Below are 12,826 nucleotides of genomic sequence, written 5' to 3' on the forward strand. Positions count from 1 at the left end.
CGCGGCTACCGTGAGGTCATGGGGGAGATCACGTACGTACGGGGAGACGCCACCTCACCACACGGCAAGGGCGTCAAGGTCATCGCGCATGTCTGCAACGACTTGGGCGGCTGGGGAAAGGGGTTCGTCGTCGCCGTCTCGCGGCGCTGGCCGGAGCCGGAGGCCGCCTATCGGAGCTGGCACCGCGAGCGGGCGCGCAACGACTTCGGGCTCGGCGCGCTGCAATTGGTGAGGGTCGGCAGCTATGTGTGGGTGGCCAACATGATCGGCCAGCGCGGCACGCGTACCGGAAGCAAGGGGGTGCCGGTGCGGTACGAGGCGATAGACGCCGCCCTCGCGCCGCTCGGCGACCGGGCGTTGGAACTGGGCGCGTCCGTGCACATGCCGCGAATCGGCTGCGGGCTGGCTGGCGGGCGGTGGGCGCGGGTCGAACCGCTGGTGACGGCGCGGCTCGTGGAGCGCGGCGTGGCCGTCACGGTCTACGACCATGACGGCTGAGCCGGGGCTCGCAAAGGGCTTGCGGCGGTGCGGAGTTCGGGCCGAGGGGAGTTCAGACGGCGGGGGAGCGGAGCGGGGCGCCGACGCTGTGCATGTGGGTGAGGGCCTGGACGTAGGAGTCGATCAGGCCGGTCTCGGTGTAGGGGATGGCGAGGCTGCGGCAGTGGGCGCGTACCAGCGGCTGGGCGAGGCGGAGGTGGGGGCGGGGGAGGCTGGGGAAGAGGTGGTGTTCGACCTGGTAGTTGAGCCCGCCGAGGAACCAGTCGGTAAGCGGATTGCCGCGCACATTGCGGGAGGTGAGCACCTGACGGCGCAGATGACCCCAGCGCGAGCCCTCCTCGGGCATCTCCATGCCCTTGTGGTTGGGCGCGAAGGCGCAGCCCAGGTGCAGCCCGAACAGCGCGTGGTGCACCAGGGCGAAGACAACCGCCTGCCACACCGGCATCGCGAACAGCAACAGCGCCGCGTAACCCGCCAGGTGGGCCGCCAACAGCGAGCCCTCGACCAGCCGTTGCCGCGGCTCCTGCCGCTTCAGCTCCTGGAGACTCGCCACCTTCAGGGCCAGCCCCTCCAGCAGCAGCATCGGGAAGAACAGCCGCGCCTGATGACGGGTCAGGAAGCGCGCGAAGCCCTCCCGTTCGACCGCCTGCGCCTGCGTCCACACCAGCGCGCCGACCTCGACGTCCGGATCCTTGCCCACATGGTTCGGATTGGCGTGGTGCCGATTGTGCTTGTCGGTCCACCAGCCCGCGCCCATGCCCAGCAGCAGATTGCCGTGGATGAGCCCGATCAGCCGGTTCGTACGACGGCTCTCGGCGATCTGGTGGTGCCCGGCGTCGTGCCCGATGAACGCGGTACGCGCCCCCAGCGCCGCCGCGGGCAGCGCCAGCGCCACCACCCACCACGAACCCGTCCCGCCGACCAGCACCACCGCCGACCACACCGCGGCGACGGCCACGAGATTCAGCGCGATCGACTTCGCGTAGTGGCCGACGCGCCGCCGCAGCAGCCCGGCCGCCCTGACCTCGCGCAGCAGCGGGGCGAATTCGCTGCCCGCACCGGAAACCGTCTCCCCGGTGTCGGCAGACTCCGGCGCGCGCCCCGGTGCGTCGATGAGTGTGCTGGTCGCTGCGGGCATGGGGGCTCCTCGGGGCCGGCGACGGCCGGTTCGACGTCGGGTGCGCGGCCTGACGGCCACACCTCGACGCTAGGGACTGCCACCGATTCCCGGCCATGGCGCCATCACCCGGTTCCACGGGGTGGCAGACCCCGGATAAACCTGGGGATAACCCCACCCGCGCGCTGCCAGGATGTCCGGCGTGACGACGAACGACATCCACGCGACCGGCTGGGCGGTCGCGCCCGTACCCATCACCGGCCCTGAGGCGGCGACGCTGCTGCGCCGCTACTACACCGAGCTGGTCAGCCGCTTCTACGGCCGTCCGACGGACGACGCCGAGGTCTCCGCCGTGCTCGCGGAGGAGCCCAGCGACGATCTCGCGCCACCCACCGGAGAATTCCTCGCCGTCCGGCTCGTCGGCGCTCCTGCCGGTGGCCTACCGGTCGGATGCGTCGGCCTGCGCGTCCTCGACGCGCACACCATGGAGCTGACCCGGATGTATGTCGGCCCCGAAGCTCGCGGCCAAGGCGTCGCTGGCCTGCTCATCGGCGCCGCGGAGACCCTCGCCCGCGACACCTTCCACGCGGACACGATCCGCCTGGACACGCGCGAGGACCTGGTGGAGGCCCGCGCGTTGTACGCCAAGCACGGCTACCGGGAGATCGCCCGCTACAACACGAGCCCGTACGCGGACCACTGGTTCGAAAAGCGGCTGCGCTGACGCACCGCATCCGCCTTCCCGCCGCCTACGGCCGGTCGCGGGCGGGTGACGTCTAACATGCAGTGAACAGCCGAGCACACGAGGAGCGAGATCATCAGCGGTAACGGATCGGTCGAGCGCAGGATCGCCGAGGAACTGGGCGTACGCGAAGGGCAGGTGCGCTCCGCCGTCGAACTGCTCGACGGCGGAGCGACCGTGCCGTTCATCGCGCGGTACCGCAAGGAAGCCACCGGCACCCTGGACGACGCGCAACTGCGCGCCCTGGAGGAGCGGTTGCGCTACCTGCGCGAGCTGGACGAACGGCGCGCGGCCGTCCTGGAGTCCATCGAGTCCCAGGGCAAGCTGGACGACGCGCTGAAGGCGCAGATCATGGCAGCCGACTCCAAGGCGCGCCTGGAGGACATCTATCTGCCCTTCAAGCCCAAGCGCCGCACCAAGGCCCAGATCGCCCGCGAGGCGGGTCTGGAACCGCTGGCCGACCTGCTGCTGACCGACCCGGAGACCGACCCTCAGGCGGAGGCGGCGAAATACGTCTCCGCCGACAAGGGCGTGGAGGACCCGGCGGCGGCGCTCGAGGGCGCGCGCTCCATCCTCACCGAGCGTTTCTCCGAGGACGCCGACCTGGTCGGCGAGCTGCGCACCCGGATGTGGACGCGCGGCAGGCTCGTCGCGAAGGTGCGTGACGGCAAGGAGGAGCCGGGCGCCAAATTCTCCGACTACTTCGACTTCGCCGAGCCCTTCACCAAGCTCCCCTCGCACCGCGTGCTGGCCATGCTGCGCGGCGAGAAGGAGGAGATCCTCGACCTCACGCTGGAGCCGGAGGAGCCCACCGAGGGACCGTCCAGTTTCGAGCGGCGCATCGCGCGGAACTTCGACATCGCCGACCGCGGACGCCCCGCCGACAAGTGGCTCGGCGACACCGTGCGCTGGGCCTGGCGCACCCGTTTCCTGGTCCGGCTCGGCATCGACCTGCGCGTCCAGCTCCGCCAGGAGGCCGAGGACGAGGCGGTACGGGTCTTCGCCGCGAATCTCCGCGACCTGCTGCTCGCCGCGCCCGCGGGCACCCGCGCCACCATGGGCCTGGACCCCGGCCTGCGTACGGGCGTCAAGGTCGCCGTGGTCGACGACACCGGCAAGGTGGTCGCCACCGACACGATCTACCCGCACGTGCCGCGCAACAAGTGGGACGAGTCGCTGGCCACCCTCGCCCGGCTCGCGAAGGCCCACCGCGTCGACCTGATCGCCATCGGCAACGGCACGGCCTCCCGCGAGACCGACAAGCTCGCCGCCGACCTGATCAAGCTGCACCCCGATCTGAAACTCACCAAGGCCGTCGTCTCCGAGGCGGGCGCCTCGGTCTACTCCGCCTCGGCCTACGCCTCCGCCGAACTCCCCGAACTCGACGTGTCCCTGCGCGGCGCCGTGTCCATCGCCCGCCGCCTCCAGGACCCGCTCGCCGAACTGGTGAAGATCGACCCGCGCTCGATCGGCGTCGGCCAGTACCAGCACGACCTGTCGGAGCTGAAGCTCTCCCGCTCCCTGGACGCGGTCGTCGAGGACTGCGTCAACGGCGTCGGCGTGGACGTCAACACCGCGTCCGTACCGCTGCTGCGCCGCGTCTCGGGCATCACCGAGGGCCTGGCGGGCAACATCGTCGCGCACCGCGACGCCAACGGCCCCTTCCGTACCCGCAAGAACCTCAAGGAGGTCGCGCGGCTCGGCCCGAAGGCGTACGAGCAGTGCGCGGGCTTCCTGCGGATCGTGGACGGCGACGACCCGCTGGACGCCTCCAGCGTGCACCCGGAGTCGTATCCGGTGGTGCGGCGGATCAGCGGCACCGCGAAGACCGACATCACGTCGCTGATCGGCAACGGCACGGTCCTGCGGACGCTGCGCCCGCAGGACTTCGTGGACGACTCCTTCGGTCTGCCGACCGTCACCGACATCCTCGCCGAGTTGGAGAAGCCGGGCCGCGACCCGCGTCCCGCCTTCAAGACCGCCACCTTCAAGGACGGCGTCGAGGAGATGAAGGACCTCAGGCCGGGAATGATCCTCGAAGGCGTCGTCACCAATGTCGCCGCCTTCGGCGCCTTCGTGGACGTCGGCGTTCACCAGGACGGCCTGGTCCATGTCTCCGCGCTCTCCGACACCTTCGTGTCCGACCCGCGCGAGGTCGTCAAGCCCGGCGACATCGTCCGCGTCAAGGTGATGGACGTCGACCTGCCGCGCAAGCGGATCTCGCTGACGCTGCGCCTGGACGACGAGCCGGGCGCCGGGCGCCAACAGCGCGGCGGCGGGGCCGGTGGCGGCGGCGAGCGCCGCAGCGGACCGCCCCGGCAGGGCGGCGGCCAGGGCCAGAACCGACAGGGCGGCCAGGGGCAGAACGGGCAAGGCGGCCAAGGCCAGAACCGGCAGGGTGGCGGCCAGGGCAGGCAGGGCCAGAGCGGTGGCCAGGGCGGTGGCCAGAGCGGTGGCCAGAGCCAGGGCGGCGGACGCCGCGGCGGCGGTCAACAGCCCGCGCCCGGCGGCGCGATGGCCGACGCCCTGCGCAGGGCGGGCCTGACCGGCAACAAGTAGCCGACGACGTACGACCGTTGAGGCGGCGGGACCAGGAACTCCGCACACCCCCCTGCCGCCTCAGCCGTCTCAGAACCTTACGTACGCCCCCTGTTGACGTGGCCTGGTCAGGCGCTAGCCTCTGGCGTGCTCTCCCTCACGCGGGCTGCCCGCTTCCAGTGGATATCCGTGGTGGTGGCGGTACTCGCCGCCCTGGCCGCCGTACTCACCGCCCCGTCCTCGGCGTACGCCGGTACCCCCGGCGGCGGAGGAGGCGGAACCGTACGGCACGGTCTCAGCCAACCCGACTACTCCTACGCCAAGGCGATCCGCGAGGCCGTCTGGGTGGACACCGGCCTCGACGGCGACGGCGACGGCCGCACCGACCGGGTCGCCGTCGACATCGTCCGCCCCTCGGAGCCCGCCGCCGCCGGGCGCAAGGTCCCCGTGATCATGGACGCGAGCCCGTACTACTCCTGCTGCGGACGCGGCAACGAGAGCCAGCTCAAGACCTATGACGCCAACGGGAACATCGTCCAGGCGCCGCTGTTCTACGACAACTACTTCGTGCCCCGCGGCTACGCGACCGTCCTGGTCGACCTCGCGGGAACCGACCGCTCCGACGGCTGCGTGGACGTCGGCGGCCCCTCCGACGTGCAGTCCGCGAAGGCCGTCATCGACTGGCTCAACGGCCGCGCCCGCGGCTACAGCGCCCGCTCCGGCGGCCACGCGGTCTCGGCGGGCTGGACCAACGGCAGCGTCGGCATGATCGGCAAGAGCTGGGACGGCACCATCGCCAACGGCGTCGCCGCCACCGGGGTGCGCGGCCTGAAGACCATCGTGCCGATCAGCTCCATCTCCTCCTGGTACGACTACTACTTCCACCAGGGCGCGGCGCTCCAGGACGGCCCCGAGTGGCTGTCGGACTACGTCGAGAGCGACAGCGCCCACGCCAACTGCGCCGCCGCCCAGCAGAAGATCATCGACGGCTCGCCGCGCAGCGGGGACTGGACACCGTTCTGGACCGCGCGGGACTACGTGAAGGACGCGGGCAAGGTACGGGCCAGCGTCTTCGCCGTGCAGGGCATGCAGGACCTCAACGTCCGCACCAAGCACTTCGGCCAGTGGTGGCAGGCGCTCGCCGCCCACGGCGTCGAGCGCAAGGTGTGGCTGTCGCAGACCGGCCACGTCGACCCCTTCGACTACCGGCGCACCGACTGGGTCCCCACCCTCCAGCGCTGGTTCGACCACTACCTGCTGGGCGTCGACAACGGCATCCAGCGGCAGCCGATGGCCGACATCGAGCGGACCGTCGACCACTGGACCACCGACCGCGTGTGGCCGCCCGCCACGACCCGCACGACCTCGCTCAGCCTGAGCCCGACGGCCACCGACGGCCTGGGCACGCTCGGCGCCCGGCACGCCAGGCCCGGCAGCACCGAGTCGTTCACCGACGACCCGAATCTGTGGGAGGAGGACTGGGCGGCGGCGGCCGACACCGCGACCGCGGCCAAGACCGTCTTCACCACCGGGACGCTCGCCAAGGACCTGCGGCTGTCCGGCGGCGGCACCTTCACCGTGACCGCCACCTCGTCCACCACCAGCGCGCACCTGTCGGCGGTCCTGGTCGACCTCGGGCCGGCCACCATCCGTGACTTCCTCGGCAACGGCGAGGGCATCACCACCCTGGCCACCCGCTCCTGCTACGGGGAGAGCACCGCGGGTGACAGCGCCTGCTACCTCGACACCGCCGCCGACACCACGACCGTCGACCACACGGTCTTCAGCCGCGGCTGGGCCGACCTCGGGCACTACGCGTCGCTCTCCCACGGCGTGCCGCTCACCCCGGGCAAGCCGTACACGATGACCGTGCAGCTCGCGGCCACCGACCACGTCGTACCGGCGGGGCACCGGCTCGCGCTGATCGTCGCGGGCACCGACGGCGGCCTCATCCTGCCGCCCGACACGACGCCCAAGGTCACCGTCGACCTGTCGCACTCGGTGCTGAAGCTGCCGCTGGTCGGCGGTTCCGGCGCGCTGTCGACCCGTGCGGGCACGGCGCCCCGTGGCAAGGCCGCGCTGACCCCCGCTCCGGCGCCCTCCGTGGCCCCGGCCGCGCGGCTGGGCTGACGCCCGGCCTGGTTCCCCCCGCTTCCCGGAGTTACCGTTACAGGGATACGGCCCTCGGGACGCGGGGGGAACCACGGTTGTCCGCGGCGCGTTCTCCTGGGTAGAAGCGGTGAGGGCGCGGCGCTTGCCGCCGTGAACGGAGGCGGGGAAATGTCGAATCGCGCGAAGATCGTCATCGGTGGCGTGGCGTTGGGTCTGTTCCTGTGGATCTGGATCCCCTTCTGGGCTGTCGTCCTGGTCATCGTGGGCGTGCCCGCGATCGCCTACTTCTCCCTCGACTCCTCGCAGCGGCGTCGGCTGCGGCGCGTGAGCCGTCGGCAAATAGGTCGCTGACCTGGTACGACCCCCGATAGGGTGCCGCTGCGACAAGGGCATCCACGTCGGGCGAACACGTCCCGTTCCCGTGTCGCCGCGGCGCGAGAGGGCCTGATCAGACGATGGCGACGGACATCCGGTCCACCCAGGACCTGCTCGACCACACCGGGGACCGACTGAAGTATCTGTACTTCTGGGGCCACCGCCCACAGCGCGACGGCAGTGTCGGCGCCGGCTGCCTCAGCCAGTGGTGGCCCGCGCCCTTCACCGTCGACGGCGTCACCTACGCGACCGCCGAGCACTGGATGATGGCGGGCAAGGCCCGGCTCTTCGCCGACCCCGACGCCGAACGGCGGGCTGTCGCGGCGGGTCACCCGAAGACCGCCAAGAGCGTCGGCCGCACCGTCCGCGGCTTCGACCAGGCCGTGTGGGAAGCCGAGCGTTTCGACCTGGTCATCCAGGGCAATGTCCACAAATTCCGGCAGCACCCCGGCCTGCTGGCCTACCTGCTCGGCACCGGGGGCCGCGTCCTGGTCGAGGCCAGCCCGATGGACCGCGTCTGGGGCATCGGACTGGCCGCCGACGACGAGCGCGCCGCGGACCCGGCCACCTGGCGTGGTCTGAATCTCCTGGGCTTCGCCTTGATGGAGGCGCGAGCCCGGCTGGCGGCGAAGTAGCCCGCCGCCAGCGGGCCCCGGTGGGTGCGGCCGCTACTTCAGATACGGGCCGTCCGTACCGATCTTGCCGGGCGCCGCGTTCTTGCCGCCCAGGTCGAGCACGTACACCCGCATGTCGCCCTTGCCGGGCGCCGCGAGGGACAGCGTCCCGTCCGTCACGGTCCGCACGTCACCCGAGACGGCGTCCACGTAACGGCCGTTGGGGATGCCGCTGAAGGACGCCGCGTCCGTCACCGTCACCAGCGCGAAGCTGTCGACGCCCGACGCGGCGTCGGTGTATCGGCGCTTGAACGACATGCCGCCGCCGTTCACCCCCTCGGTGCTGTACTGGCCCATCTGCAACGCCGGAATGGCGCGCCGGATCAGATTCAGCCGTTGGAGGTGTTTGACCAGAGGCTGCGCCAAAGTGGTGGCCACCGCCCCCGAGGCACTGTCGACCTTCCCGAACTCCGAGGCCGTCACCGTGCCCGCCACATGGTCGCCGTAGTACGCGCGCCCCGTCGTCGCCAGCGGGCAGCTCGGCCCGCAGTCGATCGTCTTCCCGGCCTGGAACTGGATCTCCGACCCGTAGTAGAGCGTCGGGATGCCGCGGAAGGTCCACATCAGCGCCATGTTCTCGGCCCACGCGTCCTGTCCGCCGGTGTAGCGCACCGACGACTTGTTGGGACCGTAGTCGTGGCTGTCGACATAGACGACGTTGTACGTGGCGTCGTTCGTCGAGTCGTCCGAGTCCTTGCCGTTGTTGAAGGCGTTGTGCGCGTCACCGAAATTCATGTGCATGCGCATGTCGATGATGTTCATCCCGGAGAATTTGCTGTGGTCCGGGGTGTGATACGCGTTCCCTTCCAGGAAGGCGTTGGCGGACGTCGGCTGATTGCCGGTGCCGAGCTGCTCCTCGTAGTTGTACTGCTCGATCGACGCGGTGGCGTCGTCCGCGCTGTACTCCTTGCGCTCCTTCCAGGTGTAGAACTGCGCCGAGTGATTGACCGATCCGCGGTTCCACTTGTCGTTGACGAAAGCGCCGACCTCACCGAAGACGAAGAAGTTCTGCGCCTTGTCGGGACCCCAGTCCTGGATCTCGCGCTGCTGGATCGCGGGCAGGAAACGGCGGTTCCAGGTGACGCGCGGAATGTGCACGGCGGTGTCCACGCGGAAGCCGTCCACCCCCATGTCGATGTACTTGTTGTAGGCGCCGATCAGATAGTTCTGCACCTGCGCGTTCTCGGTGTTGAAGTCCGCGAGGTCGTCGGCCAGCCAGCAGGAACGCGAGTCCTCGCCCTCCCAGTTGCCGATCCAGCACTGGTGGTAGAGCGACGCGGGGAACATCTTCGACGTGGGATTCGGCCACTGGCAGTTGTAGAGCGTGTAGCCCTCGGGGCTCTTCTGCCCCGTTGGCTTGCCCCAGTTCAGGCACGTATTGCCGGACGGCTCGGCCGTGGACCACAGATCCCCGTTGTAGTACGACTTGCCGGTCTTCGGGTCGATCGTCAGACCGTCGTACTCAAAGCCCTGCTCCTTCTCGTCGTAATACCATGACCACTGCGAGTCCCTGACGCCGTAGACCGTCGGCACGAACAGCCCCTTGGCGCCCCACCGGGAACTGTGGTTGTAGACCACGTCCTGGTAGATCTTGATCCCCTTGGCGTGGGCCGCGTTGATCAGATCCTGATACGACGCCCCGGCCGATTCCAGGCGCGGATCGACCCGGTAGAAGTCCCAACCGTGGTAACCGTGGTAGTCGTAGTCGCTGCGGTTGAGCACCACGGGCGTGATCCAGATCGCCGAGAAACCGAGCGCCTTGATGTAGTCGAGCTTCTGCACCAGGCCCTTGAAGTCACCCCGGAACATCGGGTCGTTGTTGGCCGCGTTCCCCGACGCCACATCCTGGTTGCCGCCGCGGTCGTTGCTCGTGTCACCGTCGTAGAAGCGCGCGGTGAGCACGAAGTAGATCGGGTCCTTGCGCGGGTCGGTGCCGATCGGTGTGCCCGCGGTCGCGGGCGGCGGCGCGTGGCCGGTGGTCGCCTGCGCCGGAGTGGAGGCGGCGGAGATGTTGCCCGCCGCGTCCAGCGCCTGGACGGTGTACGTGTAGGCGGTGTCCGCTTCCAGGCCGGACTCGGAGAAGACCGTCGAGCCGACGCTGGTGACGATCGTGCCCTTGGTGCCGCCGGTCCTGGTGACCCGGTAGCCCGTGACCCCGGTGTCGTCGGTCGACGGGTTCCAGGTCACCACGATCGAGGTGTCGGTCGCGGTCGCCTTCACCGTGCCGGGGACGGTCGGCGGCGTCGTGTCGGGGACGACGGCCGCGCAAGGGTCGGCCGCGTTGGCCGTGACCTTGGTGTCCTTCACGGTGCTGACGCCCTTGGACAGCGCGTAGTTGGCGCCGTTGTTGTTGTCCCAGGTGCCGTTGCCGTTGTTGAAGGTGGCGGCGAGCCCCGCGGCCGTGCCGAGGTCGACGGTCTTCTTCACCCAGCCGGTGCAGGCCGCCTCCATGCCGATGCCCGGCACGGTCGTCCATGCGCCGCCGGTCGGCGCGTAGTGCAGGTTGACGGTGGTCCAGCCGACGGTCGCGGTGGAGTAGAAGACGGTGGCCGAGGTGGCGGACGGGCTGCCCGTCTCGCCGCCGCCCGGGTCCCCGCCGCTCGCGCACGGGTCGCTGTGGGCGATGGCGCCGTTGTTGACGGTGATGGCGCCGGTGCCCAGGGCGTAGTTCTTGCCGGCGTTGTTGTCCCAGGTGCCCTGGCCGTTGTTGAAGGTCGCCTGCCAGCCGGTGGCCGTGCCGAGGTCGACGGTCTTCTTCACCCAGCCGGTGCAGGCGCTCTGCATGGCGACGCCGGGCACGGTCGTCCAGCTCCCGCCGTCCGGCGCCCAGTGCAGGTTGTACGACGACCAGTTGGTCGTCGCGGTGGAGTAGTAGACGGTTGCGGTGTTCGAGCCCGCGGCCGAGGCGGCGTGCGCGGAACCGGTGGACAGGGAGGGGAGCAGGGCCGCCAGGAGTCCCAAGACGACAGCCACCACGGCTGTCAGCGGACCTGGTCGATATCTGTGGCGCGAAGCGACGGTCACGTCGTGCTCCTCGAACGGGGCCGCGAAGGCGGCCGGTGGAGGAAGCCGTACGTCCGCGCGCCACGGAACGAACGGCCGGATAATTTGCGCAAGTTGCTGCAACAAGTTGCTGTCGGAACGGTCGTGAGATTACTGGGACATGTCATGGACGTAAAGAGGTCTGACGGGGCTGCGTCCCCAGGTCCCGCCGCGCCGCCGCGTAGGGTTCCCGAGACGGGCGGGTGTCGTACCCGGCCGGCTGGTCGTAGAACCGTACGGATCGGACCCGGACCCCGGCCTCGGACTCCGGCGGACCGTAAGCGGAAGGGGACCCACGGAAGATGACGGAGCGTCTGGTGGTCATCGGCGGTGACGCCGCCGGGATGTCGGCCGCGTCCCAGGCCCGCCGCCGCAGAGCCGCGGACGACCTGGAGATCGTCGCGTTCGAACGCGGACGGCACACCTCGTACTCCGCCTGCGGCATCCCGTACTGGATCGGCGGCGACACCACGGGCCCCGACGCGCTGGTCGCGCGTACCGCCGAGGAGCACCGCGAGCGCGCCATCGACCTGCGGATGGGCACCGAGGTGGTCGACATCGACCTCGCCGCCGGCCGGGTGCGGGCGCGGGACGCCGACGGCCGCGAGGAGTGGACCGGCTATGACCACCTCGTCGTCGCCACCGGCGCGGAACCCGTAAGGCCGCCCGTTCCCGGCATCGACGCGCCCGGTGTGCACGGCGTCCAGACCCTGGACGACGGCGAGCGCGTCCTGGCCACCCTCGACGGGGTCGGCGTACGCCGCGCCGTCGTGGTCGGCGGCGGCTACATCGGCGTGGAGATGGCCGAGGCCCTGCTGAAGCACGGCCTCGACGTGACCCTCGTCGACCGCTCCGAACAGCCGATGAGCACCCTCGACCCCGACATGGGACGCCTGGTGCGCGACGCGATGGAAGGACTCGGCGTCCGCGTCGTCTCCGGCGCCGCCGTCCGCGCGGTGCTCACCGGCGCAGACGGCAGGGCCCGCGCGGTCGCCACCGACGACGCCGAATACCCCGCCGACATCGTGATCCTGGGCATCGGCGTACGCCCCGGCACCGCGCTCGCCCGCGACGCGGGACTGCCGCTGGGCGCGCACGGCGGCCTGCTGACCGACCTGGCCATGCGCGTACGCGGCCACGAGCGGGTCTGGGCGGGCGGCGACTGCGTCGAAGTCCTCAACCTCGTCTCCGGCGACCTCCAGCACATCGCCCTCGGCACCCACGCCAACAAGCACGGCCGCATCATCGGCACCAACATCGGCGGCGGCTACACCACCTTCCCCGGTGTCGTCGGCACCGCCGTCAGCAAGGTCTGCGACGTCGAGATCGCCCGCACCGGCCTCAAGGAGTCGCAGGCGCGCCGCGCCGGACTCCACTACGTGACCGCCGTCATCGAGTCCACCAGCAGGGCCGGCTACTACCCGGACGCCGACCCGATGACCGTCAAGATGCTCGCGGAACGCGGCACCGGGCGGCTGCTCGGCCTCCAGATCGTCGGCCGCGAAGGCGCCGCCAAGCGGGTCGACGTCGGGGCCGTCGCGCTCACCGCACGGATGACGGTCGAGGACATGGTCGCCCTCGACCTCGGCTACGCGCCGCCTTTCTCGCCCGTGTGGGACCCGGTGCTGGTCGCCGCGCGCAAGGCGGCGGACGCGGTGGTGGCGGACGTCAGAGCGGGCTGACGGCGGTTTGCGGTTTCCGGTCCCTTGCGGGGCTTCGCAGGGGTCG

At 70.6% G+C, this 12,826-nt stretch carries 9 protein-coding genes; 7 read left to right on the forward strand and 2 right to left on the reverse strand.

Annotated features, from left to right (window positions below):
* The first annotated feature begins 18 nt into the window (after positions 1 to 18).
* Positions 19 to 498 (forward strand): macro domain-containing protein, encoded by a 480-nt coding sequence (locus BGM09_RS27255; RefSeq protein ID WP_188284358.1) that lies wholly within the window; start codon positions 19 to 21, stop codon positions 496 to 498.
* Positions 499 to 550: 52 nt separating this feature from the next.
* Here BGM09_RS27255 and BGM09_RS27260 read toward each other — a convergent pair whose 3' ends face one another.
* Positions 551 to 1,636: a fatty acid desaturase family protein gene (locus tag BGM09_RS27260; protein ID WP_188284359.1), complete on the reverse strand. Its 1,086-nt coding sequence runs from the start codon at positions 1,634 to 1,636 to the stop codon at positions 551 to 553.
* Between the two features lie 181 nt (positions 1,637 to 1,817).
* Here BGM09_RS27260 and BGM09_RS27265 point away from each other — a divergent pair, with 181 nt between their 5' ends.
* The 5 genes from BGM09_RS27265 to BGM09_RS27285 all read left to right on the forward strand — a co-directional run bounded on the left by BGM09_RS27265 (position 1,818) and on the right by BGM09_RS27285 (position 8,017).
* Positions 1,818 to 2,339: a GNAT family N-acetyltransferase gene (locus tag BGM09_RS27265; RefSeq protein WP_317452915.1), complete on the forward strand. Its 522-nt coding sequence runs from the start codon at positions 1,818 to 1,820 to the stop codon at positions 2,337 to 2,339.
* A 93-nt stretch (positions 2,340 to 2,432) separates the two neighbouring features.
* Positions 2,433 to 4,916, forward strand: a complete 2,484-nt coding sequence (locus BGM09_RS27270; RefSeq protein ID WP_188284400.1) for a Tex family protein — start codon at positions 2,433 to 2,435, stop codon at positions 4,914 to 4,916.
* A gap of 126 nt (positions 4,917 to 5,042) precedes the next feature.
* The gene (locus tag BGM09_RS27275) at positions 5,043 to 7,025 is read left to right on the forward strand and encodes a Xaa-Pro dipeptidyl-peptidase (protein ID WP_317452916.1); all 1,983 of its coding nucleotides are present in this window, start codon (positions 5,043 to 5,045) and stop codon (positions 7,023 to 7,025) included.
* 150 nt (positions 7,026 to 7,175) lie between these two features.
* Positions 7,176 to 7,358, forward strand: coding sequence for a hypothetical protein (locus BGM09_RS27280; protein ID WP_188284361.1), 183 nt, complete (start codon positions 7,176 to 7,178; stop codon positions 7,356 to 7,358).
* Between the two features lie 104 nt (positions 7,359 to 7,462).
* Positions 7,463 to 8,017 (forward strand): NADAR family protein, encoded by a 555-nt coding sequence (locus BGM09_RS27285; RefSeq protein ID WP_188284362.1) that lies wholly within the window; start codon positions 7,463 to 7,465, stop codon positions 8,015 to 8,017.
* Between the two features lie 33 nt (positions 8,018 to 8,050).
* On the opposite strand, the gene BGM09_RS27290 is transcribed toward BGM09_RS27285, so the two are convergent.
* Positions 8,051 to 11,032, reverse strand: coding sequence for a carbohydrate binding domain-containing protein (locus BGM09_RS27290; protein ID WP_188284363.1), 2,982 nt, complete (start codon positions 11,030 to 11,032; stop codon positions 8,051 to 8,053).
* Between the two features lie 368 nt (positions 11,033 to 11,400).
* Here BGM09_RS27290 and BGM09_RS27295 point away from each other — a divergent pair, with 368 nt between their 5' ends.
* A complete protein-coding gene (locus BGM09_RS27295) occupies positions 11,401 to 12,780 on the forward strand; it encodes an FAD-dependent oxidoreductase (RefSeq protein ID WP_188284364.1) in 1,380 nt (459 codons plus the stop codon).
* Positions 12,781 to 12,826 lie beyond the last annotated feature (46 nt).

Source organism: Streptomyces sp. CBMA29 (assembly GCF_014596445.1).
Classification (GTDB): Bacteria; Actinomycetota; Actinomycetes; order Streptomycetales; family Streptomycetaceae; genus Actinacidiphila.